At 69.7% G+C, this 19,253-nt stretch carries 14 protein-coding genes; 9 read left to right on the forward strand and 5 right to left on the reverse strand.

Annotation, left to right across the window (positions count from 1 at the left end; all coding sequences use genetic code 11):
- The first annotated feature begins 71 nt into the window (after positions 1–71).
- Together gyrB and OEB96_RS25675 are read left to right on the forward strand one after the other, a co-directional pair.
- Positions 72–2,570: a DNA topoisomerase (ATP-hydrolyzing) subunit B gene (gene gyrB / locus OEB96_RS25670; protein ID WP_266219369.1), complete on the forward strand. Its 2,499-nt coding sequence runs from the start codon at positions 72–74 to the stop codon at positions 2,568–2,570.
- Between the two features lie 263 nt (positions 2,571–2,833).
- Positions 2,834–3,364: a biopolymer transporter ExbD gene (locus tag OEB96_RS25675; protein ID WP_266219370.1), complete on the forward strand. Its 531-nt coding sequence runs from the start codon at positions 2,834–2,836 to the stop codon at positions 3,362–3,364.
- A 31-nt stretch (positions 3,365–3,395) separates the two neighbouring features.
- On the opposite strand, the gene OEB96_RS25680 is transcribed toward OEB96_RS25675, so the two are convergent.
- Positions 3,396–3,737 (reverse strand): hypothetical protein, encoded by a 342-nt coding sequence (locus OEB96_RS25680; protein ID WP_266219371.1) that lies wholly within the window; start codon positions 3,735–3,737, stop codon positions 3,396–3,398.
- Between the two features lie 537 nt (positions 3,738–4,274).
- Between OEB96_RS25680 and OEB96_RS25685 the strand changes: the two genes are divergently transcribed.
- On the forward strand, positions 4,275–4,859 hold the full coding sequence (locus tag OEB96_RS25685) for a hypothetical protein (protein ID WP_266219372.1): 585 nt from the start codon (positions 4,275–4,277) through the stop codon (positions 4,857–4,859).
- Between the two features lie 49 nt (positions 4,860–4,908).
- Here OEB96_RS25685 and OEB96_RS25690 read toward each other — a convergent pair whose 3' ends face one another.
- The gene (locus OEB96_RS25690; RefSeq protein WP_266219373.1) at positions 4,909–5,739 is read right to left on the reverse strand and encodes a tetratricopeptide repeat protein; all 831 of its coding nucleotides are present in this window, start codon (positions 5,737–5,739) and stop codon (positions 4,909–4,911) included.
- 101 nt (positions 5,740–5,840) lie between these two features.
- Between OEB96_RS25690 and OEB96_RS25695 the strand changes: the two genes are divergently transcribed.
- The 4 genes from OEB96_RS25695 (at position 5,841) to OEB96_RS25710 (ending at position 10,762) form a co-directional block, all read left to right on the forward strand.
- Positions 5,841–7,025, forward strand: coding sequence for a M48 family metalloprotease (locus tag OEB96_RS25695; RefSeq protein WP_266219374.1), 1,185 nt, complete (start codon positions 5,841–5,843; stop codon positions 7,023–7,025).
- Positions 7,022–8,857: a dynamin family protein gene (locus OEB96_RS25700; RefSeq protein ID WP_266219375.1), complete on the forward strand. Its 1,836-nt coding sequence runs from the start codon at positions 7,022–7,024 to the stop codon at positions 8,855–8,857. Before OEB96_RS25695 ends, OEB96_RS25700 begins: the two co-directional genes overlap by 4 nt.
- Positions 8,858–8,952: 95 nt before the next feature.
- The gene (locus tag OEB96_RS25705) at positions 8,953–9,384 is read left to right on the forward strand and encodes a helix-turn-helix domain-containing protein (RefSeq protein WP_266219376.1); all 432 of its coding nucleotides are present in this window, start codon (positions 8,953–8,955) and stop codon (positions 9,382–9,384) included.
- 40 nt (positions 9,385–9,424) lie between these two features.
- Entirely contained in the window at positions 9,425–10,762 is a 1,338-nt protein-coding gene (locus OEB96_RS25710) for a tRNA modification GTPase (protein ID WP_266219377.1), read from the forward strand.
- A gap of 24 nt (positions 10,763–10,786) precedes the next feature.
- Here OEB96_RS25710 and bioD read toward each other — a convergent pair whose 3' ends face one another.
- Together bioD and OEB96_RS25720 are read right to left on the reverse strand one after the other, a co-directional pair.
- On the reverse strand, positions 10,787–11,551 hold the full coding sequence (gene bioD, locus OEB96_RS25715) for an ATP-dependent dethiobiotin synthetase BioD (protein ID WP_266219378.1): 765 nt from the start codon (positions 11,549–11,551) through the stop codon (positions 10,787–10,789).
- Positions 11,551–12,789, reverse strand: coding sequence for an aminotransferase class I/II-fold pyridoxal phosphate-dependent enzyme (locus tag OEB96_RS25720; RefSeq protein WP_266219379.1), 1,239 nt, complete (start codon positions 12,787–12,789; stop codon positions 11,551–11,553). Before OEB96_RS25720 ends, bioD begins: the two co-directional genes overlap by 1 nt.
- 44 nt (positions 12,790–12,833) lie before the next feature.
- Here OEB96_RS25720 and OEB96_RS25725 point away from each other — a divergent pair, with 44 nt between their 5' ends.
- Positions 12,834–13,469, forward strand: coding sequence for an RsmG family class I SAM-dependent methyltransferase (locus OEB96_RS25725; RefSeq protein WP_266219380.1), 636 nt, complete (start codon positions 12,834–12,836; stop codon positions 13,467–13,469).
- Between the two features lie 1,027 nt (positions 13,470–14,496).
- On the opposite strand, the gene OEB96_RS25730 is transcribed toward OEB96_RS25725, so the two are convergent.
- A complete protein-coding gene (locus OEB96_RS25730; protein ID WP_266219381.1) occupies positions 14,497–15,657 on the reverse strand; it encodes a rhomboid family intramembrane serine protease in 1,161 nt (386 codons plus the stop codon).
- A 298-nt stretch (positions 15,658–15,955) separates the two neighbouring features.
- Between OEB96_RS25730 and OEB96_RS25735 the strand changes: the two genes are divergently transcribed.
- A complete protein-coding gene (locus OEB96_RS25735) occupies positions 15,956–19,252 on the forward strand; it encodes a response regulator (protein ID WP_266219382.1) in 3,297 nt (1,098 codons plus the stop codon).
- Position 19,253: the final 1 nt, after the last annotated feature.

Consider the following 19,253-nt stretch of genomic DNA (forward strand, 5'->3'; position numbering starts at 1 on the left):
GCGCTCTCGAGGGTCCTTGCAGTGACTCGTGGCAGCGCATCCGCCCGCGACCACCATCTGCGATCCGCTTCATGGTCCCCAACGATCTGCCAGCCAGCGACGAGCCCCGCGACCCCAACGCGAGCGGCGAATACGGCGTCGATTCCATCTCGGTGCTCGAGGGTCTCGAGGCCGTACGCAAGCGTCCGGGCATGTACATCGGCGACACGAGCGACGGCTCGGGGTTGCACAAGATGGTGTTCGAGGTCGTCGACAACTCGATCGACGAGTCCCTCGCCGGTCACTGCGATCGCATCGAGGTGACCATCCACCTCGACAACTCGGTGTCCGTCGAGGACGACGGCCGTGGCATCCCCACCGGCCCCATGGAGCATCAGGGCAAGATGGTCGATGCGGCCATCGTGATCATGACGGTGCTCCACGCGGGCGGGAAGTTCGACAACCAGAGCTACAAGGTATCGGGCGGTCTGCACGGCGTGGGCGTGTCGGTGGTCAACGCGCTCTCGGACTGGCTCAAGCTCGAGATCTGGCGCGGGGGTCGGGTGCACCGCTGCCGCTTCGCCCGCGGCGAGGCCATGGGCGACGTGGAGGTGGGCGGCGCCACCCAGAAGCGGGGCACTCGCATCACGTTCCACCCCGATCCGCTCATCTACAGCAACCTCGAGATCGACTTCGAGATCCTCGCCCAGCGCTTCCGCGAGCTGTCCTACCTCAATCCTGGCGTCACCATCACCCTGCGCGACCTTCGAGACGGGCGCGAGAAGGTGTTCGACGGGGCGGGCGGCGTGGCCAGCTTCGTGCAACTGTTGGCCCAGGGCAAGACGACGGTGGGCGACCTCGTGTACTTCAACGAGAGCGCGCCGTTCGAGTTCGAGGGCCGCGAGCACGTGCTGGGGGTCCAGGTGGCCCTGCAGTGGACCGACTCCTACCAGGAGAACGTCCTGTGCTTCACCAACAACATCGCCAACAAGGACGGCGGCACCCACCTCACGGGGCTGCGCACGGCCTTGACCAAGGTGGTCAACGCCTACGCGCAGGAGAACAACCTGCTCAAGCAGCACAAGGGCACGCTCGCCGGTGAGGACGTGCGCGAGGGGTTGGTCGCGGTCATCTCCATCCAGCACCCCGATCCCAAGTTCAGCTCGCAGATCAAGGACAAGCTGGTCTCGGGCGAGGTCACGGCGCTGGTCTCGGGCGTGGTCACCGACGCGCTCGGGCGCTTCTTCGAGGAGAACCCCAAGAGCGCCAAGGCGGCGATCGAGAAGGCGATCCTCTCGGCGCGGGCCCGCGCTGCCGCCCGCAAGGCTCGCGAGACCATCACCCGCAAGGGCGTGCTCGACGGGCTGTCACTGCCGGGCAAACTGGCCGATTGCCAGGAGCGCAACCCCGAGAACGCCGAGCTGTTCATCGTGGAGGGTGACAGCGCCGGCGGCTCGGCCAAGCAGGGCCGCGACCGCGGCACCCAGGCCATCCTTCCGCTGCGCGGCAAGATCCTCAACGTGGAGAAGGCCCGGCTCGACAAGATGCTCTCGAGCCAGGAGATCGTCACGCTGATCACGGCGCTCGGCACCGGGGTGGGCGACACCTACGACGTCAACAAGCTCCGCTACCACCGCATCGTGATCATGACCGATGCCGACGTGGACGGCTCGCACATCCGCACGCTGCTGCTGACGTTCTTCTACCGTCACTTCCCCGACATCATCGAGCGCGGCTACCTCTACATCGCCCAGCCGCCGCTCTACAAGGTCAGGGCCGGCAAGAAGGACGTGTACCTCAAGAACGACCAGGGCCTCGATCGCTACGTGATCGACAACGCCATCGACAACCTGTCGCTGGTGGTGGGCGGGCACGAGGTGAGCCGCGAGGTGCTGGCCAAGGTCGCCGGGCAGGGGCTGCGCTTCCGCGACGTGCTGCACGCGATGGCTCGCGATCATCGCCAAGAGGTGCTGATGGGGCTGCTCGATGCGGTGCGGGCCGAGGGCCTGCCTGCCGTGCTCGGGTCGTTCGACGATCGTGCGGCCCTGCATCGGCGCGCCGAGGGCCTGGTGGCCGCGGTGCAGGCGATGGTGCCCCAGGGCAAGGTCGAGGCGCACGTGGAGGCCGAGGGCGACGACGACGATGCCGTGCTGTCGATCCGAATGGCGGTCACCGTCGACGGGCTGACCCAGCGCGAGGTCATCGACGTCGAGCTGCTCGAGTCGCCGGAGATCGAAGAGCTGCTGCGCATTCGCAACGAGGTCTCCGAGCTCGGTCCGCTGCCGTTCGAGCTGCGCAAGGGCGGCCAGGAGCTGGCCAAGATCCACCGCCTGGTCGAGCTGGTCGAGCACATGGGCGAGGTGGGTCGCGCCGGGCTCAACATCCAGCGCTACAAGGGTCTGGGCGAGATGAACCCCGAGCAGCTATGGGAGACCACGATGGATCCCGCGCGCCGGGTGCTCTTGCAGGTGCGCGTGGGCGACAGCGTGGAGGCCTCGCGCATCTTCCCGGTGCTCATGGGCGACGACGTGGAGCCGCGGCGCAAGTTCATCACCGACAACGCGCTCAACGCTCGCAATCTGGATATTTGATTTGGCCCCCCGCAGCCGGTTGCGGGCAGGCGGTGCAGCCAGGTTGCCCCCCGGAGGGGGGCATTGTTGGTGGGCGGTCGAGAGACACAGCTTTGGCGCCCCGCAGCCGGTTGCGGGCAGGCGGTGCAGCCAGGTTGCCCCGGGACGCTCTCGAGAGGGGTGGTAACGCCAACGCTTCGGAATGTTTCGGCTTCGTGGCGCCAAACGCGAGGAACTTCGCTTCGGAGGCTGTTGTCGGGGCCTCTCGACGGAGGTGCATCCGAATGTTCAAGCGAGCCAAGAAGAAGAACGAAGACGGCGAGGTCGAGGCCAACATGATCCCGGTGCTCAGCACCATGTTCCTGCTGATCCCCGCCTTGCTGCTGGCGATGGAGATCGCGCCCTTCACCTCGGTGAGGGTGGAGCCGCCCAAGTTCAGCCAGCTGCAGGATCCATCGCCCACCGATCAGCCCCAGGAGCGGCTGCGGTTCCGCGTGCAGGTGCGTCAAGACGGCTTCACGGTGCGCTATGGGTCGAAGCCCGAGTCGGAGCGCACGGTCGACATCCCGCTGGGGGGCGACGGCAAGCACGACTTCGCGGCGCTCGAGCAGCGCGCATCCGAGCTCAAGGCGCTGTTCCCCGAAGACCCCGTGGTCAACATCTCGGCCGAGAACGCGATCGGCTACGGCACGCTGGTCGAGTCGATGGATGCGCTGCGCGGTCGCGATTGCTCGCTCAAGAGCGCGCTCTACGGCGAGTCCGTGCCGCAGGAGTGCCTGTTCTGGAACGTGGTCGTGGAGTCGGGCACGGTCTAGGGGAAAAGAGCACCACGGAGGCACCACGGCGTCATGCCGTCGGTGCCTCGACATGCTCGAGAGCTGCGGATTCATCCGGGTCGATCAGTGTGACCGGCAACGAGATCGGAGACCCAGTGCGGTATCTTCCGACGATTCGGTAGAGCGTGCTCAAAGCACGAGGCTCGAAGCGTAGTAGCTCTTCTAGCAGAGGGTCGCCGTAGATCATGCTCGCGTCGAAGCTCGGCAAGACGTTGGCCCGCAAGAACACCCGAAAGGTACGCAACGTACCGTCCACCTCCACGACGACCTCTTGCTCGACGACCTCACCGGTCTCGAGCTGCTCCGGGGTGCGTTGGTCGGCAGACCGAATGGCTTGGAGTAGGATCTTCATGATGGCCCTCGTGTCTGGACGACCACGCCCATGAAGGACATGAGCTCCGAGAAGTCGTTCCACATCATACGATAGCTCGACCCCCTTGGATCGCGAACGGCGACGCCGTCGCCACGAGCGCTGTCGATGACGACCCAGTGGCCGTTGTATGGCCCCGTCGCCAAGAGCGCAGTCCAGGATCCGATCGGGGCAAGCGCTTCGACATGCTGGGGAGTGAGCGGTGGATCGAGGTTGAGGTGGCCACCATTCCAGCAAATCGCGGGCGGGCAGAACTGCTCGACTCTGATGAGGAGCTCTCGTGGTGTGCACGGCAAGCTCAGCCCCGCTGCCACGACCAAGAGATCGGCTGCAATGCCTCGGTCGGCGAGCAACATGACTGCACATGCTGCTCCACAGCCAACGTCATTGTGCTGCCGGACGACTCGTGGATCGTCCCACCGTTCCTGGAGTCGCGCCCAGCGTGTCATGTCCTCACGCCCCGTGAATTTCACATCGGCTGGTGGGCAGCTCGGAATCCCAGCCCAGCTTGTCTCCGCAATGGTAGAGCTGCCTTACCACGCGCTCGAGAGCTGCGGTAGAGTGGCCTGGCGGGCGGTGTGGTCGATGAGCAGCGCCGATGATCTCCACCCCTACGACGGTCGCGAGCGTCGGTTTCGCCACGACGACGCGGAGCCCGAGGCGCGACGACGCGGGCGCGCGCTGGTGGGGCAGCTGCTGGGGTTGGCCGCGGTGCCGGAGGCGAAGGATCTGCGATACGACCTGTCGTTCTATAGCGGAGGCATCGGGGTGATCGATCGGCTGCACGTTGCGATGCCGTGTACACGTGCGGAGGTCGAGGTGATCGTGACGCGGCTCGGCATGCTCGAGCCCGGTGTGCTGCTCGCCCACGAGGACCAGGACGTGCGCGAGGAGATCGCCTGGTTGCTGCTCGACGAGGAGCATCCGCAGCGCTTGCCGGCCGAGTCGGTGGCGGCGTTCATCGAGGAGCATCGCGCCGAGCTCCAGCCGGGGCCCGGTGATAGCCTGCGCGCATGGTTGTCGCCCGACAGCAACGTCAACGCCTGGACGCTCGTGTACGAGGTCGACGGCGAGCTGGCCTACGTCGCCTACGATCAGGGCTGAAGAACGCGACCCCTGGCGACTTCCGCAGCGCCGATTCCGACCGCCGCGCTCAGCTCTTGCGGCGCTTCTTCTTCACCGGTCGCAGCACCTTCTGAGCGCGCTTGAGCAGATCTTGCAGCAGCTCGTCGCCGTCGCCGTCGCCCGCCTCGGTCTCGGCCGCTTGCAAGAGCTCGAGCGCGCGCTCTTCCTCGCCCGCGCGGGCCAGCGCCACCGCGAGCGCAGCCGCGGCCTGCGGGTGTTGGCCGAGTCCCTCGTAGGCCGCCTGCAGGTGCTCGCGTGCCTGGTCGGCCCGCGCGGCCTCACCCAGCATCACCACGCCGAGGTCGAGGCGATCACGAGACGACAGCGCGTCGGCTTTCTCGAGGGCCTGCAGGTGCTCGCGCGCGGCGGCTCGGTCGCCCGCCAGCATCAGCGCGCGCGCCTGGGCGCTGCGCAGTGCAGGCAGGTCGGGATCGCGAACGATGCGAGCGGTGTCGGCGAACGCCTGCGCGGCCGCTCGCCCGTCGCCCAGCGCCAGGTGCAGCCGCCCGCGTTGCAGCGTAACCCAGGCATCGGGTGCGAACGCGGTCACCACCACCGACTGGTCGAGCGCTTCGAGCAAGCCCTGGGCCGTGCCCTTGGTGGCGGCGCGGATCGACGGTGTGCGCCGCTCGATCAGCAGGTCGCTGAGCACGGGAATGAGCACGAACCCGAGCACGCCCGCGAGGATCAAGGGATAGGCGACGACCGGCCACGGCATGGCCAGCCCGATGAGGACGAGGGTCGAGCCGAACATCACGCGGGTCAGTCGGCCCTGCAGGGGGCGGCCACTGCGGGACCACACCGACTTGGGGACCTCCACGTCCAGGAGGTCGGCTCGGGGGGTTGCGGGGGTGCTCACGGCCGCCAAGAGGTACCGCGCGTGCACCCAGCGCCGCAATCGACGAGGGCTGACCAGATGGGTAGGCAGGCGAAGGCCAGGCGCGGGCTATGCTACGCGTCGTGGTCCACATCGCCGCGGATCTCCCCCAATTCCTCCAGCGTCGCGAGCTGGCTGCGTACGAGCAGCGCCTGGCGAGGACGGCCTACGCCTATGGCGTGGACCTGCGCCGGTCACAGTGGTTGTCGGGCTCCACGGTGGGCGACCCGCTGATGCGCGCGGTCGATCGCCGCTGGAGCCGCTTGGTCGAGGACCTCGACGGGCAGTGTCTTCGTCCGCTGCGAGTGGCGCCGCCGACGGCGCTGCTCGAGGAGCTCGCCTATCTCATCCACATGTTGCGAGCGCCCTTGCCCACGCTGCGCTTGCTGCGATCCGAGGTAGCCGCGCAGTGGCCGATGGTCACTCCGCTGGGTACGACCAAGGGAGGAATCCACTGGCTGGTGCTCGACCTCGATCGGATCATGGCGCTGCCATCCGAAGAGCGAACCTTCGCGTTGGCAGCGGGCTTGGCTCACCTGCAGTGCGAGCACGGACCGATCTTCTCGGCCCATCTCATGGCGCACCACGGGCGGGGCATGGGCATGATTCGCGGGCTCCTGCGCCCGTGGGCCAAGGTGACCGTGTTCTCGGCCGATCGCGCGGGCTTGGTGGCGGTGCGCGAGCTCTCGGTCGCGCTGCGGGCGATCGAGCGGCACGACGCCGAGTACGCGGCGTGGATGCCTCGTCTCCCCCGGCTCGAGCTGCGCCGGCAGGCGCTCGAGGACTTCGATCGCTCGACCCTGATGGCGCGAAGGCGCGTGCTCTCCGACGCCGACGGCTACGGCTGGGCCATCGCTCCACCGGGCCGCGAGGAAGAGCTGGACTCGGTCAGCCGCAAGGTGGCGGCCGCGGTCGACGGGGCCATCCGCCTCGGCGGTCGCCTGGCCTTGCGCATCGAAGGCTACGAGCGCCGAGCTCGCGACGACGAGCGCACCGATCCCGACCAGGAGGCCAAGGATGCCGAGGGGGCCAGGGACGGAGAGAAGGCGAAGGACGAGGACGACAGAGGCGCCAAGCGAGCGGCCAAGTCCGAGCCTGAGCCAAAGGCCGAGGCCAAGGCCGAGGCCAAGCCCGAGAATGGCCAGGAGGCCAAGGCCGCTCCCTCCATCGATCCCGAGCGGGCGTCTCGGCTCGAGCAAGCGCTGCGGGCTGCCTGGTCGCTCGCTCGCTGCGATCAGCGACTGACCCGGAGGCTGGGATTGCTATGAGCACCACCACATCCACCGCGACTACCCAGGCGCCCACGCCGAGCGACGCTCGCAACGTGCTGCTGGGTCACGCCAAGACGCTGGCCGACATCGCCACCGAGCTGGGGTTGCCCGACCTCGCGCGCACGATCGAGGCCGACACCCGGCGTCGGCTCGACGACCACCGCGTGCGAGCGGTGGTGCTGGGGGAGATCAAGCAGGGCAAGAGCACGCTCATCAACGCGATCCTCGGCGACGACGCGCTGCCCACCGGAGTCACGCCCACCACCGGGGCCGTGGCCACGGTGCGGGTGGGCCGCGATCCCGGCACGTTCTTGTGTCGCGAGGGCTCGTCGGGCGAGGCCACGCGCGAGCCGCTGGACCCCGAGCGCTTCAGTGCGCTGGCCACCGGGCGCGAGAAGGCCGAGGCCGGCGCGGCGGTGGAGCTGGTGGTGGGCGCGGGGGCACTGCCGCCATCGCTCGAGCTCATCGACACGCCGGGCATGAACGACATGGAGCGGGTGCGCGGGGCGATCAGCCGCGGTGAGCTGCCGCGGGCCGATGTGCTGGTGCTGGTGCTCGATGCGACCCAGCTGCTCAACCGCACCGAGCTGGCGTTCCTGCGCGACGCGGTGGCGGCGGTGGGGGGGCTGTCGGGCTCGGGGGCGCGGCTCTTGCTCGCGATCAACCGCATCGACCTCGTGGACGAGCGCGATCGGCCGCTCCTGGTCGAGTACCTGCGCCGCGAGGTGAAGGTGCTGGCGGGTGAGGCGGGCGAGGCCGCGATCGAGATCTTCCAGACCGATGCCCGCGGGGCCCTGCGACGACCCAACGACGATTCCTTCGGCATCGAGGAGGTGCGTCGTCTTCGGCGACGGATCATCGAGATCGCCGATGGACATGCCGACCTCTTGCCCGCACGCGCCCGGGCCAGCCTGGCGCGGCACTCCACGTTGCTGGCGCACAACGCCGCGATTGCAGCGCGGGCGCTGACGCTCGAGGAGCTGGCCTTGCGCCGCGAGATCCGGGCCATCGAGCGCGAGGTGGTCGACCACGAGTCCGACCTGGTGGTGCTGCGCGAGCAGCTCGCGGCCGGCCAGGCCAAGCTCCAGCAGGAGAGCGAAGAGCGGATCGACCGCTTTCGCGACGACCTCCGGGCCAGCACGCTGGCGTGCATCGACGCCGCGAACCTGCGGATCCTCTCGAATCACCTGCCGGGCTCGCTTCACGATGCCTTCCTGGCGTTCGGGCGCGAGGAGTCCGAGCACCTGCGCGTCGAGCTCGACGAGCTCACGCGACAGGCGATCCGAACCCACGGCGAGCAGGCCCGACGGCGGCTGTTCCAGGCCACCATGCGGCTGGGCTTTCGCGGGCCGCCGATCTACATCGATCCGCCGTCGGTGGTGCTCGAGGCGGGCCTGGTGGCGATCGGCCTGGTGGGCACGGCGGTGATGTACTTCGGCAGCCTGGTCGCCGGCCTCACGATGACGGTGGCGGGGCCGCTGGCCACGGTGGTGCTGCGCGAGAAGTCGCTGCGCGAGGCCAGGGCACGGGCCAAGGCCGAGCTGCCCGGGGCGCTCGAGCGGGCGAGCGAGGCTCTGCGCGAGAGCATCCGAAGGGTGATCGAGCAGCACGTGGCGGCGGTCGAGGAGCACCTGGTGCTGGCCAACGTGGCCCTCGGGCGCCAGCTGGTGGCGGTGCTCGAGCAGGCCCGTGAGCGCCTGGGACCCGACGACGCCTCCGACGCCGCGCAGCGCCGTGCGCTGGCGCAGCATCGGCTGCTGGAGCTCGAGCGCAAGCTCTACGGGCTGCGACACGAGCTTCGCGACCTGGCCGTGGGGAGCGAGAGTTAGGCCACCCACTGGTGCAGCGGCCAGTTCGGCTGCCGGGTCGGTGACGAACGCACGGAGGAGTCGCCGGCCGGCCCGGGATGTGGCACCTTGATCGCATGGGCATGGGGGAGCGCGACGGCGAGGGCGAGGATCTTCGACTGGCCATGCGCAGTGAGGCGCAGTCGAGCCGCGTCCACCACGAGAAGGCGTACATGAGCGAGCTCGGTCATCGGCTGCGCAACCTTCGAGAGGAGCGCGGGATGACGCAGCAGGTGCTCGCCCAGGCCGCCGGCATCGCGACCGACATGGTCTCTCGACTCGAGAACGGTCACTACAGCAGCCCGGGCCTCCGCACGCTGCTTCGCATCGCCGAGGGCATGGGGCTGTCGGTGTCCGCGTTGCTGCCCGACATGCCCAGCCTCAACCAAGCCAGCCCCGAGGCCAACCTGCGCGCGCGTCTCAACACGCTGCTGCATCGGGTGGATCTCGACGACCTCGAGCTCATCGTGGAGATCGCCGGGACGATCGTGGCGCGTCGTCGCCACTGAGCTGGTTCGGGATCGCGTTGGAGCATCCACGGTCGGCCGCGTGAGCACCGGGGCAATGGAGCGGGATACGTTGGTGGCGGTGGCCACGGGCCGGCCCGACGGTGGCGTGGCGATCGTGCGCGCGAGCGGCAGTCGAGCCCGGGCCATGCTCGAGGCGGTGGCCGGCCCACTGCCGCCGCCGCGTCGGCTGGTGCGTCGCGCCATTGCGCTGGGCGAAGGCGAGGTCGAGGACGGCTTGGTCGTGTTCATGCCCGGACCTCGCTCGTTCACCGGAGAGGATGTGGTCGAGCTGCACGTGCATGCGGGCGAGCGCAACGTGGCTGCGGTGGTGCGCGCGCTGCTTGCACTGGGGGGTCGTGCGGCGGGTCCGGGCGAGCTCTCGCGACGGGCGTTCGAGCTGGGCCGAATGACCCTGGACGAGGCCGAGGGCGTGGCCGCGGTGATCGGGGCCAAGACCGAGGAGGCGCTGCATCAGGCGCGGCGGCTGGCCGCAGGCGAGCTGGGGCGCGAGGTCGAGGCTCAGCGGCGAGCGCTGGTGGAGCTGCGCGCGGAGATCGAGGCCAACCTCGACTTCCCCGAGGACGTGGATCCGGGCGACGTGTCGCGGTGGCGCGAAGAGGCGGGCGAGCGACGAGCCGCGGTGGCGCGCTGGCTCTCGCGGTTCGAAGCCGGGCGGCGCGCGAGGGCGAAGGCGCGAGTCGTGCTGGCCGGGCCGCCCAACGCGGGCAAGAGCTCGTTGTTCAACGCGCTGCTCGGCCGTGCGCGTGCGCTGGTGGCCGACCAGCCCGGGACCACGCGCGACTACGTGGAGGCCGAGCTCGAGCTCGACCGCCATGGTTGTGTGCTCGTCGACACCGCGGGCCTGCGCGACGGTGCCGAGGCGGTGGAGCAGGCGGGGGTGGAGCTGTCGCGCTCGCAGATCGAAGGGGCCGACGTCGTGCTGTGGGTCGAGGCGGCCGATGCCGAGGCGGCCGATGCTGGCGGGCTCGCGCAGGCGAGGGGAGCGACCGTGATTCGGGTGGAGACCAAGCGCGACCGAGGCCTGCGGCGTGAGGAGTGGCTCGGCGTGGCGCTGCGACCGGGCGAGGAGCCCCGAGGGCTCGAGGCCGTGCACGAGGCGTTGCGCGCGTGGTTCTCCGCGGGCGCGGACGAGGCCTGGATCGGGCTGTCGCGGCATCGCGATCGAGCTCGCGAGGCGCTCGCGGCCATCGACGAGGCCTGTGAGCATCTCATCGACGACGAGCAGCTCGAGCTCGCGGCGTTCGGGCTCGGCGTGGCGCAAGCGCGGCTGGGAGAGATCACCGGCCGCAGCGCGATGGGCCCGGTGGGTGAGGAAGTGCTGGCCTCGATCTTCGCGCGCTTCTGCATCGGCAAGTGATCGATGGCGCCGCGATCCGGTGCGTCATGGTCCGGTTGACGACGAGTGCGCGCGGCCGAGACGCTGCAGGAGCGCATCGAGGATCTCGGGGACGAGCGCGGGCTCGGGGCCGTGCGCAAGCGTGCCCAGGCATGGCAGGTCGCTGGCGCATGCGATCACGTCGGCGTTGCGGGCGACCGAGGGATCGGGCTCGCGCTCGGTCTGCGAGAGCACGAAGCCCAGCGGGGGTCGACCGATCGCGCGCAGCCCCTCGATGGTCGCCAGGCAGTGGTTGATGGTGCCGAGGCCGGTGCGGCCGACCACGAGGGTCCAGGGAGCGAGCCCGACGATCCACTCGGGTTGCCACGTGCCGCCGGGCATTGGCACGTGGAGACCGCCGGCGCCCTCGACGAAGACGAGCGAGGGGCGGTGGCGCTGCTCCCAGCGCTCGAGCGCTCGAGCGATGCCGACCAGCGGGGCGCCGGGGTGGGGAGCGCGGGAGCGAGCCGAGGCGGGTGAGAGGAACGGCGTGGGATCCTCGGCCAGACCGGGCGCGAGCGGCGGGTCGAAGCGCAGCGGGCATGCGCTCGGCAGCTCGGTCGGGGAGAGGCCCGCGGCGGCGAGCAAGCGCTCGATGTCCGACGGTCGGTCCGGGCCGCTCTGAGCGGGCTTGAACGGGATCGCGAGCAGGCCGCGTGCGCGCGCGGTGCAGAGCAGCGCCGAGGTCACGGCCGTCTTGCCCACGGCGGTGTCGGTGCCGACGACGAAGATCCGCGTGGGTTCGGCCGGCCTCGGGGTGGAGCGAGACATCAGGCGGGGCGACGAGCGAGCGTTGGCAAGGCGGGCGAGGCCGAGGAGCGAGCCGCCCCACGCTCGATGCGAAGCGGCACGCCTTCGCGTGCGAGCAGCTCGAGCAGCGCATCGGCGAACGCGAGCAGCTGCTCGGGCTCGTGGGCGGCGCTCACGGTGATGCGCAGACGAGCGGTGCCGGCCGGAACGGTGGGCGGACGAATCGCCTGCACGTGCCAGCCGAGCTCCAGCAGCGCGTGGGCGAGACCGACGGCGCGGGCGTTGTCGCCGATCAGCACGGGAAGGATCGGCGAGGGTGGATCATCGGCGTCGGGGAGCCCGAGGGCCTCGGCGAGCCTTCGCGTGTTGGACCACAGGCGCTCGCGGAGGCCGTCGCCCTCGGGGCCGGTGACGATCGCCAGCGCTTGCCCGATGCGGGTCGCGAGCGCGGGGCTCGTACCGGTGCTGAACACGAAGCTGCGCGCGCGGTTGCGGACCAGCGCGCACAGGGGACCGGACGCGCCGAGGAAGGCACCCGCACAGCCCAACGCCTTGCTCAAGGTGCCCACGAGCACGGTCGGCTGGATGCCATGGTGACCGAGCCAGCCCTGGCCGCCGTCGAACAGCCCGAGCGCATGCGCTTCGTCGACGTACATCGCCGCGCCGCGGTCGAGGTGTCGACGGGCGGCATCGAGCTCGAGTCGGTCGCCATCCATGGAGAAGATGGACTCGGTGATCCACCAATGGATCGCGCGAGCATCCGCGGGGCGGGCGTGGGGCTGGGGGACGGGGTGGGGGTGAGTGACGGGGGATCGAGCGTGCTCGAGGATGGTGACGCGTGCAGGCGACAGGCGCATGCCATCGATCAGGCTGGCGTGGTTGAGCGCATCGCTGTCCACTCGATCGTGGGGCTCGAGCAAGGTCGGCAGCACGCCCACGTTGAGCTGGAAGCCGCTGGGAAACAGCACGGCATCCTCGGTGCGGGCGAGCGCGGCCAGGCGCCGCTCGAGGTCGCGATGCTCGGGCAGGTCGCCGCAGATCAGGCGCGAGGCTCCAGCGCCCGCCGAGGACGAAGGATCGACGGCGAGCCGAGGATCACCCGCGAGACCCAAGTAGTCGTTGCTGCACAGGCCCACCACGGGGCGACCGTCGAGCTCGTAGCGGACGCCCCGGCGATGGTCGACGGAGGGACAGCGGCGCAGCAGGCCCGCGGCGTCGAGCTCGGCCAGGCGTTGGCGCGCGCGCTGGGTGGCGTCCATGGCGGGGGAGCATAGACCATGGCGCGGCGTGGCAAGATGGGGGCGTGACGAAGGCAGAGCTGCAGGCGTGGGCGGACTCGGAAGGCCTGGCGGTCGACGAGGCCGCGTGGGAACGGCTCGAGCGCCTGATCGGGCTGTGGCAGCAGTACGGTCGGGCGATGAACCTGGTGGGCACGACCGACGCGGAAGCTCTGTGGGAGCACGTGCAGGAGGGCCTGCAGTGCGTGGCATGTGCCGAGCGGGCGGGCGCCGTGGACGAGGGATGTTGCTGGGTCGACGTGGGCAGCGGCGGTGGTCTGCCCGGATTGGTGGTGGCCGCGGTACGACCGTGGGCGGTGATCTTGATCGAGCCACGCGAGCGGCGAGCCGCATTCCTGGACCTCGGATTGGCGGCGATGGGTGGGCGTGATCGGTGGGTGATCCGGGGTCGGTGGGGTGTTTCCACGTGGAACGAAGAGGTCGTGAGAAGGCTGGAAGCACGGAGGGAAAGCTCGTTCTTGATTCTCAGTAGTCGGGCGGTCTTTTCGCCCGGGGAGTGGCTGGAGAGGAGCGAGGAGGCCGAATTCCCACGTGGTGTCGTCCTCTGTCACGTGGATTTGGGCGTCGAGAGGGTGGCAGGGAGAGAGCCGAGTAACGTGGTGCGAGGTTCGCGCTGGAGTGTGCTGGGATTTCTGCGTTGAAGGCGCATCTCGTGGGAGATCGGGGTCGAGTCGAGCGGGAGTCACAGGGTGGTGATGGGCGCGGATTCGCGCATTCGCGCAGTACCCGCGGTTCATGGGATCTCCCGCTGATGTTCCACGTGGAACTCTCGCCCCACGTGAAACGGCCCCACTCCGTTCGCACCAGCTCTTCGCTGGCCTCCCAATGTCACAGCGCCTTGCCGTCCCCGAAGTCGGACCACGGGAGTGGCCTGCCTCTACGCGAGTCCGGGCTTCGGCTGCTCGGTCCGAGTGCTTGCAGGTGCAGGGGCACTTGCTTTCGCCTGGATGGGTGCTCGGTCCGGTGATGGCAGGTGCTGAAGCCCTTTCCTGGATGACCCTCTCGTTCGGGCACCGGGTACAGAGGCACTTGATCCCCTGGATGGGCGGTGATCTGTCCCAGGTGGCCTGCAAGGTACCCGACGCCTCGAGCCTGGGCGGGCTGGTCGCTCCCCGTTCTGCCGGTCCTCCTCAAGTGCCGTGCTGCATGTTTCACGTGAAACATCAGAAGCCCCCGACCGACGCTTTGGCCAGCCGACCGGATTTCTCGACTGAGCTTTTGGAGACTGCGGGGCCGAACCACTTGTCCCCGACCGCTCTCGCGTTCACCCAGGCCGCTCTTGCTTCGCCCTCCGGCGGGGCCGTTTCGTGGCTCCCGGGCCGCTCTCATCGCCTGGTCTCGCGTCTTTGCCGGGCCGTCTCGTGTCGCCCCAACCCGCTCATCGTGCGCTCTCTCGTTGCCCTTCTGCCGACCGCTGTCGCGCCGCCGCACCCAGGTCGCCCCCAGCCGAGCCGTCTCCCATCGCCCCGGGCTGCCTCATCGTGCGCTGTCGCGTCGCATTGCCGACCGCTGTCGCGTCGTTCTCAGCTCTCCCCGTGCCCCCAAACCCCGGTCACTCGTCAGCCCCGCGCCACTCAACCCCGATCACTCGTCAGCCCGCCCGCGGCCCAACCCCGATCCCTCGTCAGCCCACCCCCGCGCCCCGGCTTCACCGTTCCACGTGAAACGTCACCGCTCCGCCGCGGTGGCACAGGTCTCGAGGTGCTCCTCGATCTCCGCAACCTTCCCCTCCGACAGCGCGGACGCCCGCCGTATCTCCACCAGCCCGGCCTCCGTCTCCCCGCGCCGGCAGAGGATCCACCCGAGCGTATCGACATAGTCGGCATTCTCCGGCTCGATCTCCAGCGCACCCCGGACCAGCCGCTCCGCCCGGTCGAGCTCCCGGCCTTCCTTCGCCCAGCCGTACGCCACCGCATTGGCCAAGGCGGCATCGCTCGGCCGCTGCTCGAGCGCCCGCTCGAACGCCACGATCGCCTCCTCGTCCCGCCCGCGCTCGAGGTAGGCATAGCCGAGGTACTCGTCGTATCGAGCCCGCCCCTGAGGCTGACGGGCGGCCAGCACCAGCCCCGCGAAGAGGATCCCCAGACCCATGCGAGCCCCGAGGGCCACCACCGGTCCACGAACCGACCACGCGAGCCCGAGTAGACCTCCCGCGACCAGGCCTCCCAGGTGCCCGGCCTGGGCAATCATCTCCACGAAGAAGCCGAGGCCCACCAGCACGGCCAGCCAGATCCCCAACACCCGTGCCGACAGCGGGCTCAGTCGTGCGCCCACCGTGCCGCGCCCCAGCACCCGGCCGATGAACAGGGCTCCGGCCATGCCCATGATCCCGGCCGAGGCGCCCACGACCATTGGTGCCTCGACCCACGCCGCCGAGGCCAGGCACCCGGCGACGCTCGAGATCGCAAAGACCACGGCCGCTCGAGCGTGGCCCCACGTGGACTCGACCCACTCGCCCACGACCCACAGGCTCCAAGTGTTCAGTACGAGATGGAGCCAAGAGCCATGGAGCAAACCAGCGGTGATCACGCGCCACCAGGCGCCGTCGAGCCATAGATCGGACAGCCGCAGCGCACCCAGACCAGCCAGCGTGTCGCCGCATCCCTCGAGCCGAATCCAACTGCCGGTGAGCATGGCCGAGGGAGCCTCGATCCTCGTGACGCACGCGCCCAGGGTCGCGAGGAACGAGGCGACGCACAGCCCCATCAGCACCACGGTCACCGGTGCCGCCAAGATCCGCGCACGCGCCCGAAGGTCGTGCGGTCCAGCCCCGAGCTCGCGAGCTTCATCGGCCGGACGCAGTTCGTCGGGCAGGTCGGCGTTCGTCATGCGGTGGCCATCGTACGTGGCTTCGAACCAAACATGATCCTTCCCGCCCGGGCGGCGTACGGGCTCCCCCCATAGGGGCTCACCCGCGAATCGCGCAGGCCTCCCGAAACAGCGCCGCCGACTTGCGACGCGCATCCGCCGATTGCTATGGTCGCGCAGTTTCTCCGTGGCGCGCGCACGCGAGGCGAGCAACACTCAGGCGTCTTGGCGGCGGCCGGATCTCGAGGAAGAAGGTCCAAGGTGACCAACGTGGCCCCCACGGCACGGGTCGAGCCGATAGCGCCTGGGGAGTGAGGCCATGCCGCGTCAGAACCTCCTCATCGTCGATGGCGATGCCAGAAACCGGCGGGTGCTGGAGGTCAGCTTGCGCAAGGCGGGCTTCTCCATCACTCCCGCCGAGTCGGCCGAGGAGGCGCTCGACTTCCTGCAGCACGCCGAGCCCGATCTCATCATCTCCGACACGCGCTTGCCCAGCCGCGATGGCTTCGACTTCTGCATGGAGGTCAAGGGCAACCAGCGGTGGAAGCAGATCCCGTTCATCTTCCTCACCAGTGAGAAGTCGATCGAGGACAAGGTTCGCGGCCTCGAGCTGGGGGTCGAGGACTACCTGACCAAGCCGATCTACATCCGGGAGATCACCACCCGGGTGACGATGCTGCTGCAACGCAAGCAGCACGAGCGCCTCGAGAAGAAGGACGCGGCTCGCACCAAGTTCAGCGGTCAGCTCGCCGACATGGCGGTGGTCGACCTCGTCCAGACCATCGAGATCAGCCGCAAGACGGGCACGATCTCGTTGTCGACGGACTTCGGCGAGGCCACGGTGTGGTTTCGCGACGGCGCGATCATCGACGCCGAGATGGGTCGCTTGCAGGGCGTGGCGGCGGTCTACCGCCTGCTCGGGCAGAGCGATGGCCACTTCGACGTCGAGTTCAAGCCCGTCAACCGCCATCAGGTGATTCAGGAGGGCACGCAGGCGATCCTCATGGAGGGCATGCGCCGCGTGGACGAGTGGGGCCGGCTGATGGAGCAGCTGCCCCCGCTCGACTCGTTGCTCGCGCCCGATGCCGAGCAGCTCGCCGATCGCAAGGCCGATCTCACCGACGAGCAGCTCGCGATCCTCCATCACTTCGACGGACGCCGCACCATCATCGAGGTGGTCGACGAGAGCGGCCAGGACGACACCGAGGCCCTCACCACGATCTCCACCTTCTTCTTCGAAGGGCTGCTGACTCCGTACGAAGGTCCCGCCGAGGACGAGCCGATCGAGCCCACGCCAGCGGCGGCCGGCGTCGCGCTGGGGCTGGAGGAGTGGAACTCTCCGTCGCGTCCGATCCGGCGCGATCCCACGGGTCCGATCCCGACCACTCCCGACCACTCCCTGAGCCTTCCTCCTCCGCCCAACTTCCCCGCGCCGTTCCCTCAGCTGCGCGCCGACGAGGAAGACCACGACGACGTGGTCCTCGAGCCGGGCATCCCGGAGGACACGGCCCCCCGTCCCGCATTTGGCTCGCGGCTCGTTCCGCTCGACGAGACGGCCGCGTCGACGGCGGAGCGACCGGTCACGCTACGCCATCGGGTGACCGCGACCGCGACCCAGGATCTCGATGCTCCGCCACGCGGTCGCTTCCCGATGCCCGGGGCGAGCAAGCGCGATCCGGGGCTCGAGCCCACTCGCGAGGAAGGTGCGCCGCACGAGACGAGCGACGTGGCGCAGACCCGGACCTCGGCTCCGGTGACGGCCCACCCGACGGCCGAGCCCGAGCACGTGCGGCCCGCGGTGATCGTCTCCACCGAAGAGGGGGAGATCGCGCCGCACGACGAGGAAGAGGGCGCGGTGCAGCCCAAGGAGCATGCACCCAGCGGGCTCGAGTCGGGCGCGATTGCTCCGCGCGACGAGGAGACGGGCGCCCCAGTGGCCGCGGATGCCGGTGCGGGTGCGGAGGAGTCCTCCATGGAGGATCCCGAGGATCCCGAGGCGGGCGCGGTGCAGCCCCATGATGCCGAGGCGGGCGCGGTACGGCCTCTCGACCTGCCGCTGACGGCGTCATCGGGCCGGGACTCGGGCCCCACGTCGGCTGCCCCGCGGTTCTTGCCGCCGGGAAGGGCCAGGGCGGGGATCGAGCGATCGGAGCCGGCGCCCAAGAGCAGCTCGCCACCCTGGTCGGGGGCGCGCGAGCCGAGCGGCGTACGCGATACCGGCAACCTGCGCGATGCACTCTCGAGCCTGCGGGACATGGGCAGCCTGCGTGACACGTCGAGCCTGCGCGACGCGTCGGGCCCGGAGGCGATCGACGAGGCGCCGCGAATGCCCGAGCCCGCGTCCGAGCCGACGTCGGACGCGGTCCCGGAGGAGTCGATCCACTCCGAGGTCACCCAGCCCCTCATCGGCTCGGCGCTCGATCCGGCCGACACGGTGGTCGAGCAGCCGCTCATCGATCCCGACGACTGGGGCTCGGGAAGCACCGGGACCACCCGCCTCATTGCGCCCACCTCGGGCCAGGTCAGTCCTCCCGTGGGAGTGCTGCGCGCGGCGGCCAAGGGAGCGTTCGACACCAGCCGTCGCCCGATCCCCGAGCCCGAGGAGCCGCGCTACGCCGGTGATCTCTCGCTCGAGGAGCTGGCGGCCTACGGTGAAGCCGGCAGCTCGCCCGAGGCGCTGGGCTTGGTCGATCCCACGTCCGAGGATCAGCGGCCCACCCTCGAGATCGAGGTGCCGGCGGGATTGCTCGGGCTCAGTGATACGCGGCCGCCATCCCAGGCCGATACGCTGCCCGGGTCGGACATCACGGCCGAGATTCCGGATCGACCGACGCCGCCCGAAGCCGAGGACGACTTCGAGCCGATCGGCGTCAGGGTACGCGAGCCCGTGCAGGAGTCGGGTCTGTGGCGAGAGGACGCCAGGCCGAGCGACGAGGTGCCGCGTCGGCCCACCGGCTCGCCGCGCCCCTACGGCATGGTCGCTGCGGTGATCGTGCTGGTGGCGGTGATGGCGATCGCCTACGGCGTGATGCGCAACGGCGACTCCAGCCCGCCCGGCGATCCATCGTCCCGCGAGGGCCTGCCCACCAAGACCTCCTCGCCCAAGACGACCGAGCCCAAGGCCAAGGGCGAGACCAAGCCTCCGCGACCCGAGCCCCCGCTGAGCCCGCGCCTCGAGGAGCACCTCAAGTCGGCCGCCGAAGGAGACGACGAGGGCCTGGTGCCCGACGCCGCCGACCCTGCCACGATCGACCAGCGCCTCGCGAACGCCAAGCGCCTGCTCGAGCGAGGTCGCCGTCGCGATGCCCACGTCGAGGTCGATGCGGTGTTGGCCGCCCAGCCTGGCAACCCTCGTGCGCTGGTGTTGCGATCGAACCTCCTCATCGAGGAGGACAAGCTCGACGAGGCGCTCGCCGCAGCCAAGGCCTCGGTCGATGCCGACCCGCGCTATGCCGACGGCTACCTCGCGCTCGGGGTCGTCAACCAGCAGCTCGACAAGATCGAGGATGCGGTCGCTGCCTACCAGCAATTCCTCGAGCTCGAGCCGTCGTCCAAGCTCGGCCCGGTCATCAAGCACACGCTCCGCAAGCTCGAGAGCAAGGCTGCAGGCGGCTAAC

Origin of the sequence: Paraliomyxa miuraensis (assembly GCF_026337845.1) — a bacterium.
Taxonomy (GTDB): Bacteria; Myxococcota_A; Polyangia; order Nannocystales; family Nannocystaceae; genus Paraliomyxa; species Paraliomyxa miuraensis.

Bases quoted from the DNA above. Each gene is read 5' to 3' on its own strand.
- gyrB (WP_266219369.1), top strand. From the start codon at position 72: ATGGTCCCCAACGATCTGCCAGCCAGCGACGAGCCCCGCGACCCCAAC.
- OEB96_RS25675 (WP_266219370.1), top strand. From the start codon at position 2,834: ATGTTCAAGCGAGCCAAGAAGAAGAACGAAGACGGCGAGGTCGAGGCC.
- OEB96_RS25680 (WP_266219371.1), bottom strand. From the start codon at position 3,737: ATGAAGATCCTACTCCAAGCCATTCGGTCTGCCGACCAACGCACCCCG.
- OEB96_RS25685 (WP_266219372.1), top strand. From the start codon at position 4,275: ATGGTAGAGCTGCCTTACCACGCGCTCGAGAGCTGCGGTAGAGTGGCC.
- OEB96_RS25700 (WP_266219375.1), top strand. From the start codon at position 7,022: ATGAGCACCACCACATCCACCGCGACTACCCAGGCGCCCACGCCGAGC.
- OEB96_RS25705 (WP_266219376.1), top strand. From the start codon at position 8,953: ATGGGCATGGGGGAGCGCGACGGCGAGGGCGAGGATCTTCGACTGGCC.
- bioD (WP_266219378.1), bottom strand. From the start codon at position 11,551: ATGTCTCGCTCCACCCCGAGGCCGGCCGAACCCACGCGGATCTTCGTC.
- OEB96_RS25720 (WP_266219379.1), bottom strand. From the start codon at position 12,789: ATGGACGCCACCCAGCGCGCGCGCCAACGCCTGGCCGAGCTCGACGCC.
- OEB96_RS25730 (WP_266219381.1), bottom strand. From the start codon at position 15,657: ATGACGAACGCCGACCTGCCCGACGAACTGCGTCCGGCCGATGAAGCT.
- OEB96_RS25735 (WP_266219382.1), top strand. From the start codon at position 15,956: ATGCCGCGTCAGAACCTCCTCATCGTCGATGGCGATGCCAGAAACCGG.